General features: G+C 74.0%; 18 protein-coding genes. 8 read left to right on the forward strand and 10 right to left on the reverse strand.

All coding sequences use genetic code 11. From position 1 onward, the window contains the following. Position 1 precedes the first annotated feature (1 nt). The 3 genes from AB0F89_RS11445 to AB0F89_RS11455 form a co-directional block, all read right to left on the reverse strand. Entirely contained in the window at positions 2–697 is a 696-nt protein-coding gene (locus tag AB0F89_RS11445) for a TIGR03089 family protein (RefSeq protein WP_367135292.1), read from the reverse strand. 50 nt (positions 698–747) lie between these two features. After that, positions 748–1,923 (reverse strand): LCP family protein, encoded by a 1,176-nt coding sequence (locus AB0F89_RS11450; protein ID WP_367135294.1) that lies wholly within the window; start codon positions 1,921–1,923, stop codon positions 748–750. Between the two features lie 86 nt (positions 1,924–2,009). Next, positions 2,010–3,455 (reverse strand): LCP family protein, encoded by a 1,446-nt coding sequence (locus tag AB0F89_RS11455; RefSeq protein WP_367135296.1) that lies wholly within the window; start codon positions 3,453–3,455, stop codon positions 2,010–2,012. A gap of 253 nt (positions 3,456–3,708) precedes the next feature. On the opposite strand from AB0F89_RS11455, the gene rfbB reads away from it, so the two are divergent. The 3 genes from rfbB (at position 3,709) to AB0F89_RS11470 (ending at position 6,153) form a co-directional block, all read left to right on the forward strand. After that, positions 3,709–4,701 (forward strand): dTDP-glucose 4,6-dehydratase, encoded by a 993-nt coding sequence (gene rfbB, locus AB0F89_RS11460; protein ID WP_367135298.1) that lies wholly within the window; start codon positions 3,709–3,711, stop codon positions 4,699–4,701. Further along, on the forward strand, positions 4,701–5,594 hold the full coding sequence (gene rfbD / locus AB0F89_RS11465; protein WP_367135300.1) for a dTDP-4-dehydrorhamnose reductase: 894 nt from the start codon (positions 4,701–4,703) through the stop codon (positions 5,592–5,594). The genes rfbB and rfbD overlap by 1 nt, the downstream gene beginning before the upstream one ends. Positions 5,595–5,769: 175 nt before the next feature. Then, positions 5,770–6,153, forward strand: coding sequence for a hypothetical protein (locus AB0F89_RS11470; protein WP_367135302.1), 384 nt, complete (start codon positions 5,770–5,772; stop codon positions 6,151–6,153). On the opposite strand, the gene AB0F89_RS11475 is transcribed toward AB0F89_RS11470, so the two are convergent. The 6 genes from AB0F89_RS11475 to AB0F89_RS11500 all read right to left on the reverse strand — a co-directional run bounded on the left by AB0F89_RS11475 (position 6,134) and on the right by AB0F89_RS11500 (position 12,200). Beyond that, positions 6,134–6,574, reverse strand: coding sequence for an Imm1 family immunity protein (locus tag AB0F89_RS11475; RefSeq protein WP_367135304.1), 441 nt, complete (start codon positions 6,572–6,574; stop codon positions 6,134–6,136). The two genes, AB0F89_RS11470 and AB0F89_RS11475, sit on opposite strands and share 20 nt — an antisense overlap. Positions 6,575–6,847: 273 nt before the next feature. Then, positions 6,848–7,189, reverse strand: coding sequence for an SdpI family protein (locus tag AB0F89_RS11480; protein ID WP_367135306.1), 342 nt, complete (start codon positions 7,187–7,189; stop codon positions 6,848–6,850). Between the two features lie 50 nt (positions 7,190–7,239). Further along, a complete protein-coding gene (locus AB0F89_RS11485) occupies positions 7,240–8,325 on the reverse strand; it encodes a glycosyltransferase family 4 protein (RefSeq protein ID WP_367135308.1) in 1,086 nt (361 codons plus the stop codon). Next, positions 8,318–10,810: a glycosyltransferase gene (locus AB0F89_RS11490; RefSeq protein ID WP_367135310.1), complete on the reverse strand. Its 2,493-nt coding sequence runs from the start codon at positions 10,808–10,810 to the stop codon at positions 8,318–8,320. The genes AB0F89_RS11485 and AB0F89_RS11490 overlap by 8 nt, the downstream gene beginning before the upstream one ends. A 47-nt stretch (positions 10,811–10,857) precedes the next feature. Next, the gene (locus AB0F89_RS11495; protein WP_367135312.1) at positions 10,858–11,304 is read right to left on the reverse strand and encodes a CU044_2847 family protein; all 447 of its coding nucleotides are present in this window, start codon (positions 11,302–11,304) and stop codon (positions 10,858–10,860) included. Continuing rightward, positions 11,280–12,200, reverse strand: coding sequence for a glycosyltransferase family 2 protein (locus AB0F89_RS11500; RefSeq protein WP_367135314.1), 921 nt, complete (start codon positions 12,198–12,200; stop codon positions 11,280–11,282). Before AB0F89_RS11500 ends, AB0F89_RS11495 begins: the two co-directional genes overlap by 25 nt. A 20-nt stretch (positions 12,201–12,220) precedes the next feature. Here AB0F89_RS11500 and AB0F89_RS11505 point away from each other — a divergent pair, with 20 nt between their 5' ends. From AB0F89_RS11505 to AB0F89_RS11525, 5 genes are all read left to right on the forward strand, one after another. Continuing rightward, positions 12,221–13,258, forward strand: a complete 1,038-nt coding sequence (locus AB0F89_RS11505) for a glycosyltransferase family 4 protein (protein WP_367135316.1) — start codon at positions 12,221–12,223, stop codon at positions 13,256–13,258. Positions 13,259–13,335: 77 nt separating this feature from the next. Beyond that, the gene (locus AB0F89_RS11510) at positions 13,336–14,460 is read left to right on the forward strand and encodes a glycosyltransferase family 4 protein (RefSeq protein WP_367138828.1); all 1,125 of its coding nucleotides are present in this window, start codon (positions 13,336–13,338) and stop codon (positions 14,458–14,460) included. A 67-nt stretch (positions 14,461–14,527) separates the two neighbouring features. Next, positions 14,528–14,971 carry a DUF4396 domain-containing protein gene (locus tag AB0F89_RS11515; protein ID WP_367135318.1) on the forward strand — a complete coding sequence of 148 codons (444 nt, stop codon included), beginning with the start codon at positions 14,528–14,530 and terminating at the stop codon, positions 14,969–14,971. 10 nt (positions 14,972–14,981) lie between these two features. Beyond that, positions 14,982–15,833 (forward strand): glycosyltransferase, encoded by an 852-nt coding sequence (locus AB0F89_RS11520; protein WP_367135320.1) that lies wholly within the window; start codon positions 14,982–14,984, stop codon positions 15,831–15,833. Between the two features lie 41 nt (positions 15,834–15,874). Beyond that, on the forward strand, positions 15,875–18,904 hold the full coding sequence (locus AB0F89_RS11525) for an NACHT domain-containing NTPase (protein ID WP_367135322.1): 3,030 nt from the start codon (positions 15,875–15,877) through the stop codon (positions 18,902–18,904). On the opposite strand, the gene AB0F89_RS11530 is transcribed toward AB0F89_RS11525, so the two are convergent. After that, positions 18,889–19,725 carry a DNA-3-methyladenine glycosylase gene (locus tag AB0F89_RS11530; protein WP_367138830.1) on the reverse strand — a complete coding sequence of 279 codons (837 nt, stop codon included), beginning with the start codon at positions 19,723–19,725 and terminating at the stop codon, positions 18,889–18,891. The two genes, AB0F89_RS11525 and AB0F89_RS11530, sit on opposite strands and share 16 nt — an antisense overlap. Between the last annotated feature and the right edge of the window lie 33 nt (positions 19,726–19,758).

Here is a 19,758-nt window from a genome sequence, read left to right on the forward strand (position 1 = left end):
GTCAGCCGACCAGGTCCAGGGTCGTCCGCTCACTGGCGCGGCGGGTGGCGAGCAGGTCCGGCGCGGAGTTGTCGCACTGCACCAGCGAGCCCCCGCCCGCCAGCACGGCCAGGAAACCGTTCAGCAGGCCGTCCGGCAGGCTCCACTCCACAGTGGACAGCACGCGGGACGCGGTGGTGATGCCCAGCGTCGCCGCCCGCTGGTGCGCCTCCTCGACCACCTCGTCCACAGTGGACTTGAGCAGGGCGGGCGTGCTGCCCGCGACCGGTTCCCACGGCGTGAAGTCGTCGCCGAACACCCGCACGTCGTCGTTGTAGTCCACCGCCGCGCCGCTGCCCAACCCCATGGGGTGCAACGACGCCACCGCCGTCACCAGGGCGCCGGGCGCCTCGCCACCGGGCGCCACGACCGCCACCTTCGCGCCCGCCGGGTCGTCGGTGACCGCCGCGCCGCACCACCACGCGCCGAGCAGCACGCCCGCGGTCTGCCAGTGCGCGGGCAGCAGCACGGCCACCGGGTCGCCCGGCTCGACGTCGTGCTCGTCGCGCAGCCAGTTCGCCGTCTTGGCCGCCCAGTTCCGCACGGTGGCCCGCGACAGCTCGACCCGGGTGCCCGCCGCGTCGTCGTAGTGCGTGATCAGGGGACGGCCGGGGTTCGCCGCGAACAGGGGCGCGAACAGGGCATCCGTGACGGTCATGGGCCAACCTTGCCACACCCCGGCCACCGGGGTCCGTCCACCGCCGCCGGTCAGTCGACGCAGGTCGGGGCCGCCTGGGCCGCCGCCCGGTGGCGGGGGCCGTCGAGGGTCAGCAGGCGGTCGGCGCCGAAGCGCTGCGTGCTGCTGGTGGGCGTCGGGGTCGGCGCCTGGCTCGGGGTCTTCTCGCCGAGCAGTTCGGCCACGAACGCCTTCACCTGCGCCGGGTCCACCGTGACGATGCTCTGGCCGCGCTCGTTGCGGGCGCCGACGCCGGTCACCGGGATGGTGGCGAACTCGACGTTCCCGCCCGCCAGCCCGCGCGCCTGGCCGGCGAACGTCGCCAGGTCCAGCCCCTCGTCCACCACGATCGACTTGCTCACCGCGTCCAGCAGCCCGGACAGCCGCGCCTGGTCGGCCAGCGTGCCCGCGGACAGCAGCTTCGACATCGCCGCCGACATGAACACCTGCTGCCGGGTGATCCGGCCCAGGTCGCCGTTCGGGATGCCCTTGCGCTGCCGCACGAACGCCAGCGCGTCACCACCGGCGATCGTCTGCACGCCCGCCCGGAAGTCCGCGCCCGAGTCCGGGTCCGAGGTGGCCTGCTTCAGGCACACCTCCACCCCGCCGATCACCTCGGTCAGCAGGTAGAACCCGTACAGGTTGATCTCCGCGTAGTGGTCCACCCGGACGCCGGTCAGCTCCTGCACCACCTGCACCAGCGCCCGCCGCCCGGCCTGGTCGCCCCGCTTGGAGCGCTCGGCGAGGTCGGACACGCCCTCGGCCGCCAAGCGCTCCATGGTGAAGAACTTGGTCACCCCGTACGCCGAGTTGATCTTCTCCTCGCCGTGGTCCGGGATGGTCACGTAGGTGTCGCGCGGGATGGAGACGGCGTGCGCCCTGCTGCCGTCGTGCGGCACCCGCATCACGATGATCGTGTCCGTGTTCAGCGTGTCCGTCGCCTCGGTGCGCAGCTGGCGCAGCACGTGGTCGGGCAGCGGCGTGCCCTGGGCGTCGGTGCGGCTGTCGCTGCCGACCAGCAGGACGTCGGTGGCGCCGTCGTCGGCGGGCGGCGCGTTCGGCACGTCCGACAGCACGGCCAGCACGTCCGTCGTGTTCACGCTGTCCTGCACGCGCTTCAACGTCGACCAGCCGACCCCGGCGGCCACCAGGACAGCCGCGGACAGCAGCGCGACGAGCACGCGTCCGGCGATCACCGCGGCCTTCACCGGCGTTCCTCCTCCGTGGTGGGTGTGGCGATCAGGCTAACCACCTTCGGCCGGTCGGAGGACCCGGTTCACCGAGAGGTGGGCTCTCAGTTGACGCAGACCACACCGTCGGCGGTGATCGGCGGGGTCGTGGTCGTGGTCGTCGTGCCCGGCACGTCGACCGACGCGGGGTCCGACCCGTCCGGCACCGCGCGGTCCGCGCCGGCGTAGACCAGAACCTGCCCCCTGGGCACGGAGTCGTCCTCGACCGCCTCGGCGTTACCGCCCAGGGCGGAGATCACCTTGTCGGCGCTCGCCCGCTCGCCCGGCGCGTGCCGGACGGTGGTCGTCCCGGCGTACGGCCCGGAGTCCGCCCGACCGCGGTTGAACCCCTGCCCCACCAGCGTGTCCAGCACGGTGGCCGCCAGCCGGCTGACCCCGGCCGCGTTGTAGACGTGCACGGTGATCGCCGAGTTCGGCGGCCCGGCCGGCGTCGTCGTGGTGCTGGTCGACCCCGACCTCGACGGCGATCCGTCGGTCGCCAGGCCCTTGATGAAGTCCCGCACCCGCGCCGGGTCGACCGGCAGCACGTTGCCGTCGGTCCAGGTGTCCACCGGGTCGCCGACCGGGATGGTCCGGAACTGGATGCTGCCGCCCGCCAGGCCCTGCATCTGCGCCGCGAACTCGGTGAGGTTCCACCCCTCGCTGAGCACGACGGACTTCTTCACCGCCGTCAGCAGCTGGTCGAGCTTGTCGAGGTCGGTCAGCGTGCCGGTGGACAGCACGTTGCGGGCCAGCGCCCCGATGAACACCTGCTGCCGCACGATCCGGTCCAGGTCGCCACCGGGCAGCCCACCGCGCTGGCGCACGAACGACAGCGCCTGCGCGCCCTGGATCGTCTGCCTGCCCGCCGGGAAGTCGGCGCCGGAGTCGCGGTCGCTGGTCGCCTGGTTCAGGCACACCTCGACCCCGCCGAGCGCCTTCGTGACCTCGTAGAAGCTGGCCAGGTTGACCTCGGCGTACCGGTCGACGGTGACGGCGCCGCCGGTCAGCCCCTCGATCGTCTTGCGCAACGTCTTGCGGCCCGCCAGCGTCGACTCCAGCTCGATGCGGGCCTCGCTGGTGACGCCCTCCTCGCGCAACCGCTGCGCGGTGTCGTTCTTCTGCCTGGCCATCGCCGAGTTCAGCTTGTGCTTGCCGAAACCGTCCGCGATCTCCACGTACGCGTCGCGGGGGAACGAGATCGCCACCGCTCGCGTGCCGTCCTGCGGGATGTGCACCAGGATCATCGTGTCGGTGTTCAGCGTGCCGTCCGCCACACCGCCGTTGAGCAGCGCCAGCACCTCGTCCGACAGCGGGTTGCCCTGGGCGTCGGTGCGGCTGTCGACGCCGACCAGCAGGATGTCGATCGCGCCGTCGAGCGGCTTGCGCGCTACGCCGTTCGCCTCCTCGGTGACGGCGGACGGGATGACGTCGGTCGTCGTCACGCCCTCGTTGACGTCGCCGAGGTAGTACCAGCCGTACCACGTGACGATGAGCACAGCGGCCGACACCAGGGCGAGCAAGGAACGACCGGTGAGCGAGAGGACACGGAGAGCAGCCGATCCACCGGCTGTTCTGGGCGGACTGGAGTCCACTGCCTGCCTCCCCCGTGCGCTCAGGCTGCCTGGTCGAGATTAGTGGCGCGGTGGTCGACCGCGCGGCACATTCCTCTTATACGGGAGACGCTGTAACAACCAGGTGGGTTGCACGGTTATCCCCCGTGACAGACTGCGATGGGCAACCGCTGGCAGGAGGACACAGAGCATGCGCGTACTGGTAACGGGTGGGGCCGGGTTCATCGGCTCGCACTACGTGCGGGAGATGGTCGGCGGCGCGTACCCGGCCTACGCCGACGCCGAGGTGGTGGTGCTGGACAAGCTCACCTACGCGGGCAACGAGGCGAACCTGGCACCCGTCGCGGACGACCCGAAGCTGACCTTCGTCCGGGGCGACATCTGCGACCGCGAGCTGGTCGCCGACCTGATGAGCCGCACCGACGTGGTGGTGCACTTCGCCGCCGAGTCCCATGTGGACCGTTCGATCTCCGGCTCGGCCGACTTCGTGCTGACCAACGTGCTCGGCACCCAGGTGCTGCTCCAGGGCGCGCTGGAGGCCGGCGTGGCGAAGTTCGTGCACGTGTCCACCGACGAGGTGTACGGCACGATCGAAGAGGGCTCGTGGACCGAGGACCACATCCTGGAGCCGAACTCGCCGTACTCGGCGTCCAAGGCGTCGTCCGACCTGCTGGCGCGGTCGTTCTTCCGGACCCACGGGCTGCCGGTGAGCATCACCCGGTGCTCGAACAACTACGGTCCGTACCAGTTTCCCGAGAAGGTCATCCCGCTGTTCGTCACCAACCTGGTGGACGGCAAGAAGGTGCCGCTGTACGGCGACGGGCTCAACGTCCGCGACTGGCTGCACGTGGACGACCACTGCCGCGGCATCCAGCTCGTGCTGGAGGGCGGTCGCGGTGGTGAGATCTACAACATCGGCGGCGGCACCGAGCTGACCAACCGGGAGCTCACCGAGCGCCTGCTGGACGCCACCGGGCGTGACTGGGACTCCTCCGTCGAGCCCGTCACCGACCGCAAGGGCCACGACCGGCGCTACTCGGTGGACATCACCAAGATCAGCACCGAGCTGGGCTACGCGCCGCGGGTCGACTTCGCCGAGGGCCTGGCGGCCACCGTGCGGTGGTACCGGGACAACCGGGCGTGGTGGGAGCCCCTGAAGCAGCGCGCCGCGCTGGCCGGCTGATGGCGCTCGCACTCCTGGTGCCCGGCGGCCGCGGCCAGCTCGGGCAGGACGTCGTCGCGGCGGCGCACCCCGACGGCCTGGTGCACGCGCCGTCGTCGGCCGAGCTGGACCTGACCGACTCGGCGGCGGTGGCGGACGCGGTGGCCGTGTTCGCCGCCACCGCCCGTGACGCCGGCGTCCGGCCGGTGGTGGTGAACACGGCGGCCTACACGGCGGTGGACGCGGCCGAGACCGACGCCGACCGGGCGTTCGAGGTCAACGCGCTCGGCCCGGAGCACCTGGCCAGGAGCTGCCGCGACCACAACGTGCCGCTGCTGCACGTGTCCACCGACTACGTGTTCCCCGGCGACGGCGCGCGGCCGTACGAGCCGACCGACGAGACCGGGCCGAAGTCGGTCTACGGGCGGACCAAGCTCGGCGGCGAGGAGCGCGTGCTGTCCACTTGGGACCGCTCGTGGGTGGTGCGCACGGCGTGGGTCTACGGCGAGCACGGCAACAACTTCGTGAAGACCATGGCGCGCTTGGCGGGCACGCACGACACGCTGTCCGTTGTGGACGACCAGCTCGGCTCGCCGACGTGGTCGCTCGACCTGGCGAACGGCCTGCTGGAGCTGGCGGCGCTGGTGTCGTCCGGCGGCTCGCCGTCCCGGGTGCTGCACGCGACCGGCGGCGGTGAGACCACGTGGTGCGGGTTCGCCCGCGCGGTCTTCGCCGAGCTGGGCCTCGACCCGGAGCGGGTGCGCCCGTGCGCGACGGCCGACTTCCCCCGCCCCGCGCCGCGCCCGGCTTACTCCGTGCTGTCCGGCAAGGCTTGGGCGGAGGCGGGCCTGACGCCGTTGCGGCACTGGCAGGAGGCGTTGACCGCGGCGGTCGCGGCGAACGCCGTGCCCTGAACCGCGGGGGTGCGGGATGCGGGGGTCACGCGGTCACCCCTCGCATCCCGCCCCGACCTCACCGAAGCGGTCTGCGGCATCCCCTACCCGGCCGACTCACCCCGGTTCGTGCGGGGCGACCTCGCGGCCTCGCTGGTCCGGGGGCGGCGGGCTGTCCGGCGAGGTGCTGGCCGCGATGCGCGCGGCGGCGGCCGGCCTCTCGGCGCTCCTGGTGCCGCTCAGGCCGCCGCCGGACGAGGCCGAGGAGCCCGAGGTGTCGATGGCGGAGCACGCCGCGCGGACCCGGGCGGACGGGCTGCCCGCGGACCGGTGGCTGCGGACCCGCGTGCGGGCCGGGGGACGGGTCGAGGGCATCGCGTGGTGCTCGTCCACCGTGCAGGCGACGCCGGCGCGGTGGCGGGAGTGGACGGGGCTGCCGTTCGACCGGGACGGGCCGGTGGTCGTGCCCGGCGCGCCGGCCCCGGTGCTCGTGTCGACGTCACGCAACGTCGCCGTGTACGTCGAGGCGAACGTCCGGGTCTCCCACCCGGCGCCGGCGGTCAGGCGGCCTGCCAGGTGACCGACCCGGGCCGTCGAGCGGTGGCGAGGAAGTCCTTCAGCGCCGCCGCCAGCACCTCCACCGGGACGCCCGCGCCGGCCGGGTAGTCGACGTGCTCCGAGCGGTGCTCCGGTGACGCCGGGTCGCCCGCCAGGGTCGAGTAGTCGTGGTCCGGGTCGGCGTGGGTGAGGTAGCCGTAGCCCTGGTGCACGGCGGCGGTGACGTCGTGGTCCGGGAGCTGCGCGCTGCCCGGCGCGCCGAGCAGGCCCTCGGTGTCGGTGATCGACCCGCGGTCCTGGTGCTCGATCACGGCCGGGCCCGCGCCGGGTTCGGCCAGGCGGGCCAGGAGGGTGTCGACGTCCTCCGGCGTGGCGACGGTCATCCCGTCCGCCGCGGCGGCGTCGTGCTCGTCGGTGATCGGCCAGACAGCCGTGAAGCTCATGGCGGAATCATCGCAGTGGACGCGCTGAGTGACCACCGGAGGGGCCGGTTGCGCCGTTGGGGTGGAGTCGGATTGTCGCACTGGTTTTGCGCTCCACCGGTGCGAGAACCTTTCCGCCATGTCCGCGATCGGGCGTTCCCCTGAAGCAACCGCGCCTCGTCCTGAAGGCGAGCGGCAGCGGTTCCTGCGTCGCGTCTGTGCCGTGACGGGATCACGACAGATCTCCTGGAGTGTCCTCAAGCCCGCCCAAGTCGACCGGCAACCCGGGCACTCCTAGCGCGGGTCCTCCCGCGCCGCGCGGGAACCCCGCACCACGCCCAAGACCAACGGCGGCAGCATCCCCACGCCGGTCGCGATGACCACGGCGAGCAGCGCGCCGTCGGTGGGCGCGAACCACGCCACCACCGCACCGATCACCGCGATGCCGCCACCGACGACCGTGGGCAGCCCCGCGGCCTTGTTGGCGGCCCGGAACGCCGTGTCGCTGCTCATGGTCGCGGGGGTTCGGAGACCCGCGAAGCGGTTGCGCGGCAACCGTTCGGTGAGACCGAGGTAGCCGACGACCCCGACGACCACGCCGCCGAGCGCGAGGATGAGTGGCAGGAAGACGTCCATGCCACGATCGTGCCCGAGCCCGACCGGGAACTCACGTCACCGCCGCCCGCTCACCGCCCCGCGGCACGCCGGTAGGCCGTCAGCGTCGCCTGCGCGGTCCGGCGCCACGTGAACTCCGCCGCGTGCGTCCGCCGGGCGGCCTGCGCGGCGGCTGTGGGCGGCGCCTGCACGGCGTCCTCCATGGCCGAGGCCAACGCCTCCACGTCACCCACCGGCACGTGCGCGGCGTGCCCGCCGGCCACCTCGCGCAGCGCCGCGACGTCCGTGCACACCACGGGCACGTTGCACGCCAACGCCTCCAGCACCGGCAGCCCGAACCCCTCGTCGCGCGACGGCAGCACGAGCGCCGCCGCACCCGCCACGACGCTCCGCAGGTCCACGTCGTTCAGGTACCCGGTCCGCACCACCCGGCCGTCCGAGCCGACCGCGTGCGGCCCGGCCAGCACCAGCGGCGGCAGGGAGGGGCGCGCCGCGTGGGCCGCCAGCAGCGTCCCCAGCCCCTTGCGCGGCCCGCCCGCGCCCACGAACAGCAGGTACTCCGACGGCAGCCCCAGCCGGGTGCGCAGCGCGGGCGACGGCGGGCGCGAGGCGAACCACGCCGGGTCGACGCCCAGCGGCGTCACGACGATCTTCGCCGCGGGCACGCCCAGCCGCTCCTCGACCACCTCGGCCACGGCGCGGGTCGGCGTGCAGACGACGTCCGCCCGGGTCGCCGACTGCCGCACCAGCTCGGGCAGCCTGCGGTCCGACGGCGGCAGGTCGCCGGGCGCGTCCAGGAACGCCAGGTCGTGGATGGTCGTCACGCCGCCGGCGCGGATCGCGGGCGGCAGGACGAAGTTGGTCGCGTGCACCACGTCGGTCGGCCCGGCCAGGAACTCCACCGGCGGGAACGGCACGCGCAGCCAGAACTGCCGCAGCAGGCGCGCCGACACCGGCAGGCCGCGGGCGACGACGTCGTGCGGCAGCACGGTCCGCAGCGCGCGCCACCCGCGCAGGGTGAACGCGACCGCCCGCACGTCGACCTCGTCCAGCATCGACGCCAGCTCCTCGGCCAGCGCCGCGGTGTACCGGCCGATCCCGGTCCGCTGCCCGAGCAGCGGGGTGCCGTCGATCAGCACCCGCAGCGGCCTAGCCACGGCCGCGCAACTTCTTCAGCACCCGGCCGGTCGCCCGCCGGGCCAGCTCACCGGGACCGCCGGCGGCCAGGTACTCCTTGACCAGCGCCACGTCCCGCTGCACCTTCTCCCGCGGGCCGAGCGGCCGGTTGCGCACCATGAACGACGACCCGGGCAGCCGGTCGGCGGCGGGCCGCGGGTTGCGGCAGAACCCGGTGAGCGGCGCGAGCACGTTCTCCCAGGTGAACCGCTCCCGCACGACCGCGATCCGCTCCGCGCAGGCGGCCGCGAACGCGGTGTCGTACATGGCCCTCTCCAGGGCGTCGGCCAGCGCGTCGGGGTCCTCCGACGGCACCACGACGCCCAAGCCCTCGGCCCGCACCAGGTCGGCGAACGAGTCGCCGTCCGTGGTGACGATCGGCAGCCCGGCCCACAGGTAGTCCAGCACCCTGGTGCGGAACGCGAACGTCGTCTCCACGTGCTCGTAGTGCGTGGTCACGCCCGCGTCCGCGTCCAGCAGCCAGTTCTGCCGGTCCTGGTAGGGCACCCACGTCTCGTTGAAGAACACGTGCGTCCCGACCAGGTCGAGCCGCTTGGCCAGCGCGCGGGTCTGCCCGGCGACGTCCATGTCCGGCACCTCGGGGTTGGGGTGCTTCATGCCGAGGAACACCAGCCGCGCGTCCGGCCGGCGCGTCCGCAGCCGGTCGACCGCCCGCACCAGCGTCAGCGGGTCGAACCAGCTGTAGACGCCGCCCGCCCACAGCACGACCTTGTCCGACTCGCCGATGCCCAGCGTGGACCGCAGCCCCGGCCCGGTGCGCTGCGGCGGCTTGCCCGGCAGCCCGAACGGCACCTCGGCCAGCAGCGACCGGACCGTCGGGTCGTTGTCGTACAGCGACGGCGTGAGCCTGCCCAGCGCGGTCAGGTGGCCGAGCCAGAAGTGCCGCTGCCGCTGCGACGCGCACAGGAAGAAGTCACCGCGCGCCAACTGGTTGTTGATCACCCTGGTGACGCCGACGAGGTCCAGCTCGCGCTGCTCGTCGGTGGCGTCCTTGCCCTGCTCCAGCAGCTCCAGGTGCATCGGGTCGTAGATGTCGCAGACCACGACCTTGGTCGACGTCGGCTTCTTCAGCTCCGGCACGAACTCCAGCACGTGGCCCTGGAGCACGACCACGTCGGCCCAGTCGACCTGCGGGCCGAGGTCGTGCCTGCCGACCTTCTGCACCGGGAACGACGACTCGGGCGGCGCGCACAGCGGGTTGACCGTGACCAGCCGCACCTCGTGCTCGCCGGACAGCACGTCGGCCATGTGCCACGCCCGGATCGCCGGGCCCGCCATCTTCTCCGAGATGGCGTCGCCGGTGATCACCAGCACCCGGCGCGGCCGGCCGAACACCTCGTCCAGCCCGAACACGTCGACCAGCACGTCGTGCGCGGCCAGGTAGCGGGGCAGCGGGTAGGCGGGCTCCATCGCCTTGCGCATCAGCGGCACCAGGTCGGCGTCCGACACCCTGCGGGCGGCCTGCTCGGCCTTCCGCGACTCGGCCAGCGACGGCAGCAGCTCGACGAACTGGTCGATCGCGAGGAACCCGGCCAGCGCCTGCCGCGGCACCGGCACCGGCGCCCGGTCGTCGGCCGGGTCGGCGGGGCGGCGGGTGATCTCCAGCTGGGTGGCGTCCAGCTCGCCGCGCGCGGTGGCCCGGCGGACCACCAGGGCCAGCGCGGCGGGCAGCACCCTGGCCAGCGTCTCGTCCGAGAAGTTCTTGTAGAGCGCGGCGAGCGCGTTGCGCTCCAGCAGGTACAGCTCCCGACTGGTGTCCACATCGGACATCGACGCGTGGTGCTTGTGGTAGGTCAGGGACGTGGGCGCGTAGCGGACCCGCCAGCCGCGCAGGTTCATCCGCCAGCCGAGGTCGACGTCCTCGTAGAACATGAAGAACCGCTCGTCGAACCCGCCCAGCTCGCGGAACACCGCGGTCCGCGCGACCAGCGCCGAACCGGTGCCGAACAGCACGTCGCGCGGGGTGTCGTGGGAGCCGTCGTCCGGTTGGCCCGCGTGCCGCTTGTAGCCCATGCCGAACCAGGTGAGGCCGCCGTCCACGAAGTCGATCTCGCGGCCGTCCCAGTCGAGCACCTTGCTGGCCACCGCGCCCACCGCGGGCTCGGCGCGCAGCACGCGCACCGCCTCGCGCAACCACTGCGGGTGAGGACGGGCGTCGTTGTTGAGGAACGCGACCACCGACCCGCGCGCGCCGCGCACCCCCAGGTTGCAGCCGCCCGCGAAGCCCAGGTTGGCGGGCGCCTCGACCACCTCGGCGTTCGGCGCGGCGGCGCGGATGCGCTCCGCACTCCCGTCGCCCGAGGCGTTGTCGACCACGATGACCTGCAGTTTGTCCGCCGGGTAGGCCAGCTCGCCGAACAACGTGCGCAGGCAGGTGATGGTGTCGTCGGCGCCCCGGTAGTTGACCACGACGACCGATACGTCAGGCAGGGTCCCTTGCTCCACGCGCTAACTCTGCCTCATCACGCTCCGCAGCGTGCGGTCGCGGTGACTTACGCCTCCGCGGCCGGCTCGGGGCCCGACCCCGGCTCGACGTCCTCGGGCGGGGGCGCGGTCGGGAGGCTGTCGCGGTGCCACTCGACGGTGATCTTGACGTGCGCCTCGGCGGAGGACTTGGCGATGGCCAGCGCGGCGCTGGAGCTGACCTTGAGGCCGATCTCGACGGCCACCTTGTCCGGGCGCGGCGACGGCATGCTGCCGATCCTGGTCGCGACCGACCTGGCCACCTTCTTCGCCCGCTCGATGCCGCTCTCCAGCGTCTCCTCGGCCCGCTCGACGGCCGCGTCCCAGCGCTTGCCCGCGCGCACCAGGCCGTCGTGCTCCTCGTCCAGCTCGAACGGCACCAGGTCGCCGTCCTCGGTGCGCACCTCGACGTACTCGGTCATCCCGCTCCTCGTCCGCGCCACCGGGCCGGTCAGCGGCCGGCCCACTCGCGCCACACGGCGCTCCTGGACACCTTGGCACGCCGGCCGATCGCGGATCGCTGGACCAGGGTGGCCGGCAGCCCGCCGACCACCTCCAGCAGCACCCGCAGCCGGAGCCCGACGCGGAAGTTCTCCGCGTCGGGCACGCCGCGCCGCACCGGCAGCAGGGCGGTGATCACCGCGAACCTGGCCAGCTCGCGCAGCGCCGTGCCCGGCGGGGCGCAGCGCAGGAGGGTCAGCAGCCGGTTGCGCTCGTTCCAGCGGTGGAACCGGCGGGAGCCGGGCCGGGTGCTCGCGCCGTGCCGGTGCCGCGCCCGCGCGGGGCCGACCGACAGCACCCGGTGACCGGCCAGCCGCAGCCGCCACGCCGTGTCGGTGTCCTCGTAGTAGCAGAAGAACGCGGCCGGGACGCCGCCCACCTGCTCCAGCGCCGCCCGCCGCAGCAGGGCGGCGCCGCCGCAGAACCCGAACACCTCGTGACCGGCCCGCACCAGGTCGGCGCCGTGCCCGTCGGCGGTGAGCCGGACGCCCACCGACTGGGTGGAGCCGTCGGCCAGCACCAGGGACGCGCTCGCGGCGGCGGCGCCGGGGTCGGCGTCGAGGGCGTCCTCCAGGGCGGCGAGCCAGCCGTCGTCGGGCACGGCGTCGTCGTTCAGCCAGGCCACGTACTCGGTGGTGACGCCGGGCAGCGCCGCGGCCAGGCCGCCCGCGTAACCGCGGTTGACCGGCAGGCGCAGGGTCCGCGGGCGGCTCGGGTGCGCGGCGACCAGGTCGGCCGTGCCGTCGTCGGAGGCGTTGTCCACCACGAGTGTCCGATGTGGACGTTGCCGGGCGAGGGCGTCGAGGCAGGCGGTGATGTGCTCGCGGCCACGCCACGTCACCACGACCACCGTCGTGCTGTGGTTCGACACGGCGTGAGACGGTACGCGACGTGCCGAACCTGGTTGTGCTGACCGAGCAGTTGCTGGCGCCGGTGCCCGGCGGCACCGGCCGGTACACCCGCGAGCTGGCCGCCGCGCTGGCCGCCACCGCGCCCGCCGGGTGGACCGTGACGGGCGCGGTGAGCAGGCACGCGGACGTGTCGGCGGCCGTGGTGCCCGGTGTGGCCGGTCCGCGCGTGCTGCCGCTGCCCCGGCGTGCGCTGGTCGCGGCGTGGGAGCGGGGCGTGCCGTACTGGCCGGGCGGCGACTCGGTGCACGCGTTCACGCCGTTCGCGCCGCCGCGCGGGCGGGTGGTGGTGACCGTGCACGACACCGTGCCGTGGAGCCACCCGTCGACGCTGACCGGGCGCGGTGTGGCCTGGCACCGGCGGGTGATCGGCCGGGCGACGGCGCGGGCGGGCGCGGTCGTGGTGCCGACGTCGGTGGTCGCCGAGGAGCTGCGGCGGTGCGCGCCGGGGCCCGCGCCCATCCACGTGGTGGGAAACGGGGTGACGGCGTTCCCGCCCGAGGAGCCGGTGCCCGTCCCGCCGCGGTACGTGCTGGCGATCGGCACGATCGAGCCGCGCAAGGGCTTCGACCTGCTGGCGGACGCGACGGCCGAGCTGGGCGTGCCGCTGGTCGTGGTCGGGCCGCAGGGCTGGGGCGGGGTCGACCTGCGTGCGCCGCACGTCCACCTGCTGGGACGGCTGAGCGACGCGCAGCTGGCGTTCGTGCTGCGCCGCGCCGCCGTGCTGGCCGCGCCGAGCCTGGCCGAGGGCTTCGGGCTGCCGGTGGTGGAGGCGATGGCGGCCGGTGTGCCGGTGGTCCACTCCGACGCGCCCGCGCTGGTCGAGGTGGCCGGCGGCGCCGGGGTCGGGGTGGCCCGCGGCGATCGTGCGGCGCTGGTCACAGGACTGCGGTCGGTGCTGTCCGATTCGTCACTCGGTGACCGGTTGGTCGCTGCCGGTCGACAGCGGGCCGAAGCGTTCACCTGGGAAAACGCTGCGCGGTCGGTGTGGGCGGTCCACCTGGGGCTGTTCCGGCCCTGAACCGTTTTGCGCCAATCCCGGTCAACCCGGCGTTCCGCCGCCGTACCCTTCACCGCGTGTCACCCGTCGAGCCCAGCGTGCTGATCGACGCCACCGCCGTTCCAGCCGACCGAGGTGGCGTCGGTCGGTACGTGGATTCCCTGGTGGCCGCGCTGGACGCGGACGGCGCGCGGATCAGCGTGGTGTGCCAGCCCCGCGACGCCGAGCTCTACTCGTCGCTGGCCCCCGACTCGCGGATCATCCCGGCGACCGACGCGGTGGCGACCAGGACCGCCCGGCTGACCTGGGAGCAGACCACCCTGCCCCGGCTGGTGAACCGGCTCGGCGTGGCGGTCGTGCACTCGCCGCACTACACCGTGCCGCTGGCCAACCGGGTGGCGTCGGTCGTGACGCTGCACGACGCGACGTTCTTCACCGACCCGGTGCTGCACTCGTCGGTCAAGGCGCGCTTCTTCCGGGCCTGGACCAGGGCCTCGCTGCGCCGGGCCGCGCTGTGCGTGGTGCCGTCGCGGGCCACGGCCGACGAGCTGGCCAGGGTCGCGGGCGCGGACCGGCGGCTGCTGCACATCGCCCAGCACGGCGTGGAGACCGAGCGGTTCCACCCGCCGACGCCCGAGGAGGTGACCGCCGTCCGGCGGTCGCTGTCGCTCGGCTCGGCGCCGTACGTGGCGTTCCTCGGCGCGCTGGAGCCGCGCAAGAACGTGCCCGCCCTGATCCGCGGCTTCGCGCAGGCGGTCCGCGACCGGCCGAACCCGCCGGCGCTCGTGCTGGCCGGCCAGCCCGGCTGGGACAGCCAGGTGGAACGCGCGCTGGACGCCGTGCCGCACCGGGTCCGGGTGATCCGGGCCGGCTACCTGCCGTTCCCCTCGCTGGCCGGGTTCCTCGGCGGCGCGGAGGTGGTGGCGTACCCGTCGCTCGGCGAGGGGTTCGGGCTGCCGGTGCTGGAGGCGATGGCGTGCGGCGCGGCCGTGCTGACCACCCGGCGGTTGAGCCTGCCCGAGGTGGGCGGCGACGCGGTGGCGTACTGCGGCGTCGGCGCCGGTGACATCGCGGCGGCGTTGACCGAGCTGCTGGACGACCCCGCCCGGCGGGACGAGCTGGCCGCCTCGGCGGTCGTGCGGGCGAAGGACTTCTCCTGGTCCACGTCGGCGGCCCGGCACCGGTTGGCCTACGAACGGGCCGCGCGCTCCCACCGCCGCTGAAAGACCCCTCGTCCGAGGTGCCTTCCGGCTTGCGCCTTGGATACCCCCAGGGGGTATAGTTCGCCGCATGAGGGAATCCTGGTCAACGGCGATCTCGGCGACGCTGCACTGCCTCACCGGCTGCGCCATCGGCGAAGTGCTCGGCATGGTCATCGGCACCGCGATCGGCCTGCCCGCCTGGGGCACCGTCGTGCTGGCCGTGGCGCTCGCGTTCCTCTTCGGCTACGCGCTGACGCTGCGCGGCGTGCTGAAGTCCGGTGTCGGCTTCGGCGCGGCGGTCAAGGTGGCGCTGGCCGCCGACACCGCGTCCATCGCGGTGATGGAGGTCGTGGACAACGCGATCATGCTGGTGGTGCCGGGTGCGATGGAGGCCGGTGTGGCCAGCCTGCTGTTCTGGGGCGCGCTGGCGTTCTCGTTGGCGGTGGCGTTCGTGCTGACCGTGCCGGTGAACCGGTGGCTCATCTCGCGCGGCAAGGGGCACGCCGTCGTGCACCACCTCCACCACCACTAGGGTGACCGGCGTGACGCGTTACGGAGACGAGCTGGCGGTGGTCACCGTCACCTACTCGCCCGGCGAGACCCTGGACACCTTCCTGTCCACCCTGTCCGCGGCGACCACCCGGCCGGTGTCGGTGGTGCTCGCGGACAACGGGTCCACCGACGGGGTGCCCGAGCGCGCCGCCACCGAGCACGCCAATGTCGAGTTCGTGCCCACCGGGGGCAACCTCGGGTACGGAGGCGGCGTGAACCGCGGCGTCGCGTCCCTGCCGCCGTCGGTCGGGTGGGTCGCGATCGCCAACCCCGACCTGTCCTGGGGCGTCGGCAGCCTGGACGTGCTGCTGGAGGCCGCCAAGCGGTGGCCGCGCGGCGGCGCGTTCGGGCCGCTGATCCGGGAGCCGTCCGGCGCGGTGTACCCGTCGGCGCGGCTGCTGCCGTCCCTCGGCCGCGGCCTCGGGCACGCGCTGTTCGCGCACGTCTGGCCGGCGAACCCGTGGTCGCGGGGCTACCGGCAGGCCGCCGCGCCGCCCGCGGAGCGCACCGCCGGGTGGCTGTCCGGCTCGTGCCTGCTGATGCGGCGGGAGGCGTTCGACTCGGTCGACGGCTTCGACCCGCGCTACTTCATGTACTTCGAGGACGTCGACCTGGGCGACCGGCTCGGCCGCGCGGGCTGGCTGAACGTCTACGTGCCGGAGGCCGAGGTCGTGCACATCGGCGGCCACTCCACCCGCCGCGCGTCCAAGCGGATGCTCGCCGCCCACCACTCCAGCGCCTACCGCTACCTGGCCGACCGCCACCCCGGCCCGCTCTGGGCGCCGGTGCGGCTCGCCGTGCGCGCGGGCCTGGCCGCGCGGCTGAAGCTGATGACCCGCTGACCGCGGTCCCCTCAGGGGGCGGCGCGGTGGATGATGATCCGATGCGCCGCTCCTTCTCCTACGGCGACGCGGTCAAGCTGCTCGACGGCGACACCGCTCTCGTGAAGCTCCTCGACCACGCCTCGGCGGCGGCCGTGCTCGTCACCGGCGGCATCGACCTGCTCGACGCCCGCGCCGAAGTCGTGCGGCTGGGCAAGCGGGTGCTGTCCTCGGTCCGCTCGCGGGTCACCGGCCTGCACCGCACCGACCGCACCCGACTGCTCGAAGCCGCGCACGGCGTCGTCGTGATGACCGCGTTCTTCGAGGCCCTGGACGAGGTGGGGCTGCCGTTCCAGCTCCGGTTCAGCGGCGGCGAGCAGCTGGCGCTGGCGGGCGCCGACCGGCCCGGGTCGAAGCGCAAGCCGGACCTCGTCCGCGCGTTGCTGGGCACCGAGATCCCGCTGCCGAGCGCGGAACAGCCGCCCGACGCCGTCACCGACGAGCTCGGCCACTTCTACGCGATCAAGGTCGGCGTGCTGATCGACTTCGTGAGCGGCTTCGAAGCCTGGTACGGCCTCACCGAAGCGGAGCGCGACGACTTCGCCACCCGGACCGCCTCCGACGTGCCGCACCGTGCCGTCGCGCACTACGAGACCCACTACCGGCAGCTGGCGGTCGACTGCCCGGAGTTCTCGGTGTGGACGGCCGGGATCGAGCACGCGGCGACCCGCGCCACCGTCCGCACCGCCCTGGCCGACCTGCGGTCCCTGCTCGGGCAGCTCGTCGGCTCGCAACCGCCCGACGACCGCCGCCGCGCCCTGTCCGTGAGCCACCGGGCCGTGCTGAACCGGCCGATCGTGGACGGCGACGTCCCGCCCGGCCTGGTCCTGCCGTCGCTCGCGCAGGCGTACGTGCCACCGCGGTTCAAGGTCGTCTCCGCGAACCGGAGCGACGACGTCAGCCAGGAGGGCTGGTGGGACCAGCAGCCCGTCCGCACCGACCTGGACGACTACCTCGCCGGCTACCTCACCTCGTCGTTCGCCACCACCGCGCCGCTGGTCGTGCTGGGGCAACCGGGCGCGGGCAAGTCGCTGCTGACCAAGGTCCTGGCCGGGCAGCTGCCGGCGGAGGACTTCCTGCCGATCCGGGTCGCGCTGCGCGACGTGCCCGTCGACGCCACCCTCCAGGAGCAGGTGGAGGACGCGATCACCCGGGCGACGGGGGAGCGGCTGGACTGGCCGGACCTGGCCCGCGCGGCGGCGCCCGCCGTCCCCGTCGTGCTGCTGGACGGGTTCGACGAGCTGCTGCAGGCCACCGGCGCCAGCCGGTCGGACTATCTGGTCCGGGTCCGCGAGTTCCAGCACCGCGAGGCGGACCAGGGCCGGGCGGTGATCGTCGTGGTGACCAGCCGCACGGCGGTGGCCAACCGGGCGCGGTTCGCCGGTGCGACGGTGGTGCTGAAGCTGGAGCCGTTCGGCGACGCGCAGGTGCGGCACTGGCTGGACGTCTGGAACCGGGCGAACCCCGGCGCGGTGCTGGAGCCGGAGGTGGCGCTGCGGTTCGAGGACCTGGTCGGCCAGCCGCTGCTGCTGTTCATGCTGGCGCTGTACAACGCGGACGGCGACGCCCTGCGCTCGGAGGGCGTGCGGCTCGCCAGGGCCCGGCTCTACGAGCGGCTGCTGACCGGGTTCGCCCGGCGCGAGGTGGCCAAGAACCTGCAGGGCGCGCTCGACCACGAGGTGGAGCGGGCCGTGGAGGAGGAGCTGATCCGGCTCTCGGTGGTCGCGTTCGCCATGTTCAACCGCGGTGTGCAGTGGATCGACGAGACCGACCTGGACGCCGACCTGAACGCCCTGCTGCCCACCGGGCCGCGCGGCGACCGCCGCCTCCGGCTCAGCTCGGCCCAGCTGGCGGTCGGCCGGTTCTTCTTCGTGCACGCCGCCCGCGCCGCCCACGACGGGCGGACGCTGCGGACGTACGAGTTCCTGCACGCGACGTTCGGCGAGTACCTGGTCGCCCGGCTGGTGCACCGGGTGTCCCGCGAGGCCGTCGCGCGCGACCGGGCGGCCCGGTCGCCCTACAGCCGCCAGCGGGCCGACACGGGCTGGTTGGAGCCGGTGCTGTCGTTCGCGCCGATGTCCTCGCGGGCGCCGGTGATCTCGTTCCTGCGGGAGCTGTTCGACGACACCCCGGCGGCCGACCGGTCGGCGATGCACGAGCTGTTCACCGATCTCGTCGGCGTGGCCCAGTTCCGGGCGCCGGGCGCCGAGCACCCCGACTACGCGCCGCGAGCCCTCCCGGTCGCGCGTCGCATCGCGGCGTACACGGCGAACCTCGTCATCCTCGCGGTCCTGGTGCGCGGCTGGTTCGCCGCGTCGGACCTCGACGGCGTCGAGCGCAACCGGACCGCGTGGCGGGGGCTCACGCTGCTGTGGCAGTCGCAGCTCGACGGGGAGGAGTGGGACAGCGTCACCGAGGTGCTGGAGGTCAGGCCCCCGCCGGCCGACGTGTCGGCGGAAGTCGTGGTCGTGCTCCGCGAGGACCGCCGGCCCGCTCCGGTGGACCTGGCGTGGTTGTTGCGGACCGACCCGGCCGAGATGCCCTACCGCTACCAGGTCGTGTCGGACCACCTCCACGAGATCCGCCGGTGGGGGACCTTCCGCGCGTCCTGGCGCGACGGGCTCGTGCTCCACGCCCTGGAGCCCCTGATGGACTGGGTCGGGCCGTCGATGAACGTGGTGGTGCCCCACCGGGGCCGGCTCGTCTCCCTCGCCCACCTGCTCCTGGTCGTGCTGACGGCGGACGACCCGGACGAGCGGGTCGCGGCCTACACGACCGCCCTGTCGGACCAGTCGCTCCGGGGTGTCGGGCTCATCGGGAACTACGGGCGGCTGTTCTTCGGGGCACTGGCCGGTGACGAGGTCGCCACGGAGCAGCTGCTCGACCAGGCCGTCCGGATCGGGCTGAGCTCCGCCGCTCACCAGCCGCTGCTGGTCGGGTGCGCGATGCGCCTGGTCGAGATCACCCGCGGGGGCAACCACAACGCCGCCGAGCTGCTGGCCAGGGTCGAGGGGTCTCACATCGCGCGGTAGTCCCTGGGGGAGAACCGGGGCGCGAAGCGGGGTTTCCGGACACCCGACGCGAGGACGTAGCGGACCGCGCGGTGCCGTTGGGGCGCGTACGGGGCCAGGACGTCGGCCATGCCGTCGTCGTCCAGCGGTCCGCCCGCCAGCGCCCAGCCGACGATCCCGGCCAGGTGGTAGTCGCCGAAGCTGACCGCGTCCGGGTCGCCCCACGCCCGCTGCGCCACCTCGGCCGCCGTCCACCCGCCGATGCCCGGCACCTTGCGCAGCAGGTCGCGGCCTTCCCGCCCGCCCAACTCGCACGCGCGTTCCAGCCGGTGCGCGACCTGGGCGGCGGCGACCAGGGCGCGGCGACGCCCGCCGTCCACCCCCGCCCGGTGCCACTCCCAGTCCGTGATGCCCAGGATCGCCCGCGGTGTCGGGGGGACGCGCAGGCCGGGCACGCCGGGCGCGGGCGTGCCGAACCGCAGGCTCAGCTCCCGGTACGACCGGAACGCCTCGGTGCCGGTGACCTTCTGCTCCAGGACCGCGGGCAGCAGCACGTCCCAGACCCGGCCCGTCGTGCCGAGCCGGATGCCCGGCCGCCGCCGCCGCGTCTCGGCGACCAGCGGGTGGTGGCACTCGAACGCGGAGTCGTCGTCACCCGCGCCGAGCAGCGCGGGCAGCCCGTCGAGCAGCCACTCCGCGCCGTCACCCCACGCCTCCGCCTCCACCACGTCGGTGCGGCGGACGTGCAGCGCGCCCGGCCCGGCCGGGGTGTTGGCGGCCAGCCGCACCCCGGCGCCGTCCGCGCGGAACGTCGGGTCGCCCGGTCCCCGCCGCAGCGGCATCAGCAGCGCGGCGAGGTCCAGCGGGAACGTCGG

It is taken from the genome of Saccharothrix sp. HUAS TT1, from assembly GCF_040744945.1.
GTDB lineage: Bacteria > Actinomycetota > Actinomycetes > Mycobacteriales > Pseudonocardiaceae > Actinosynnema.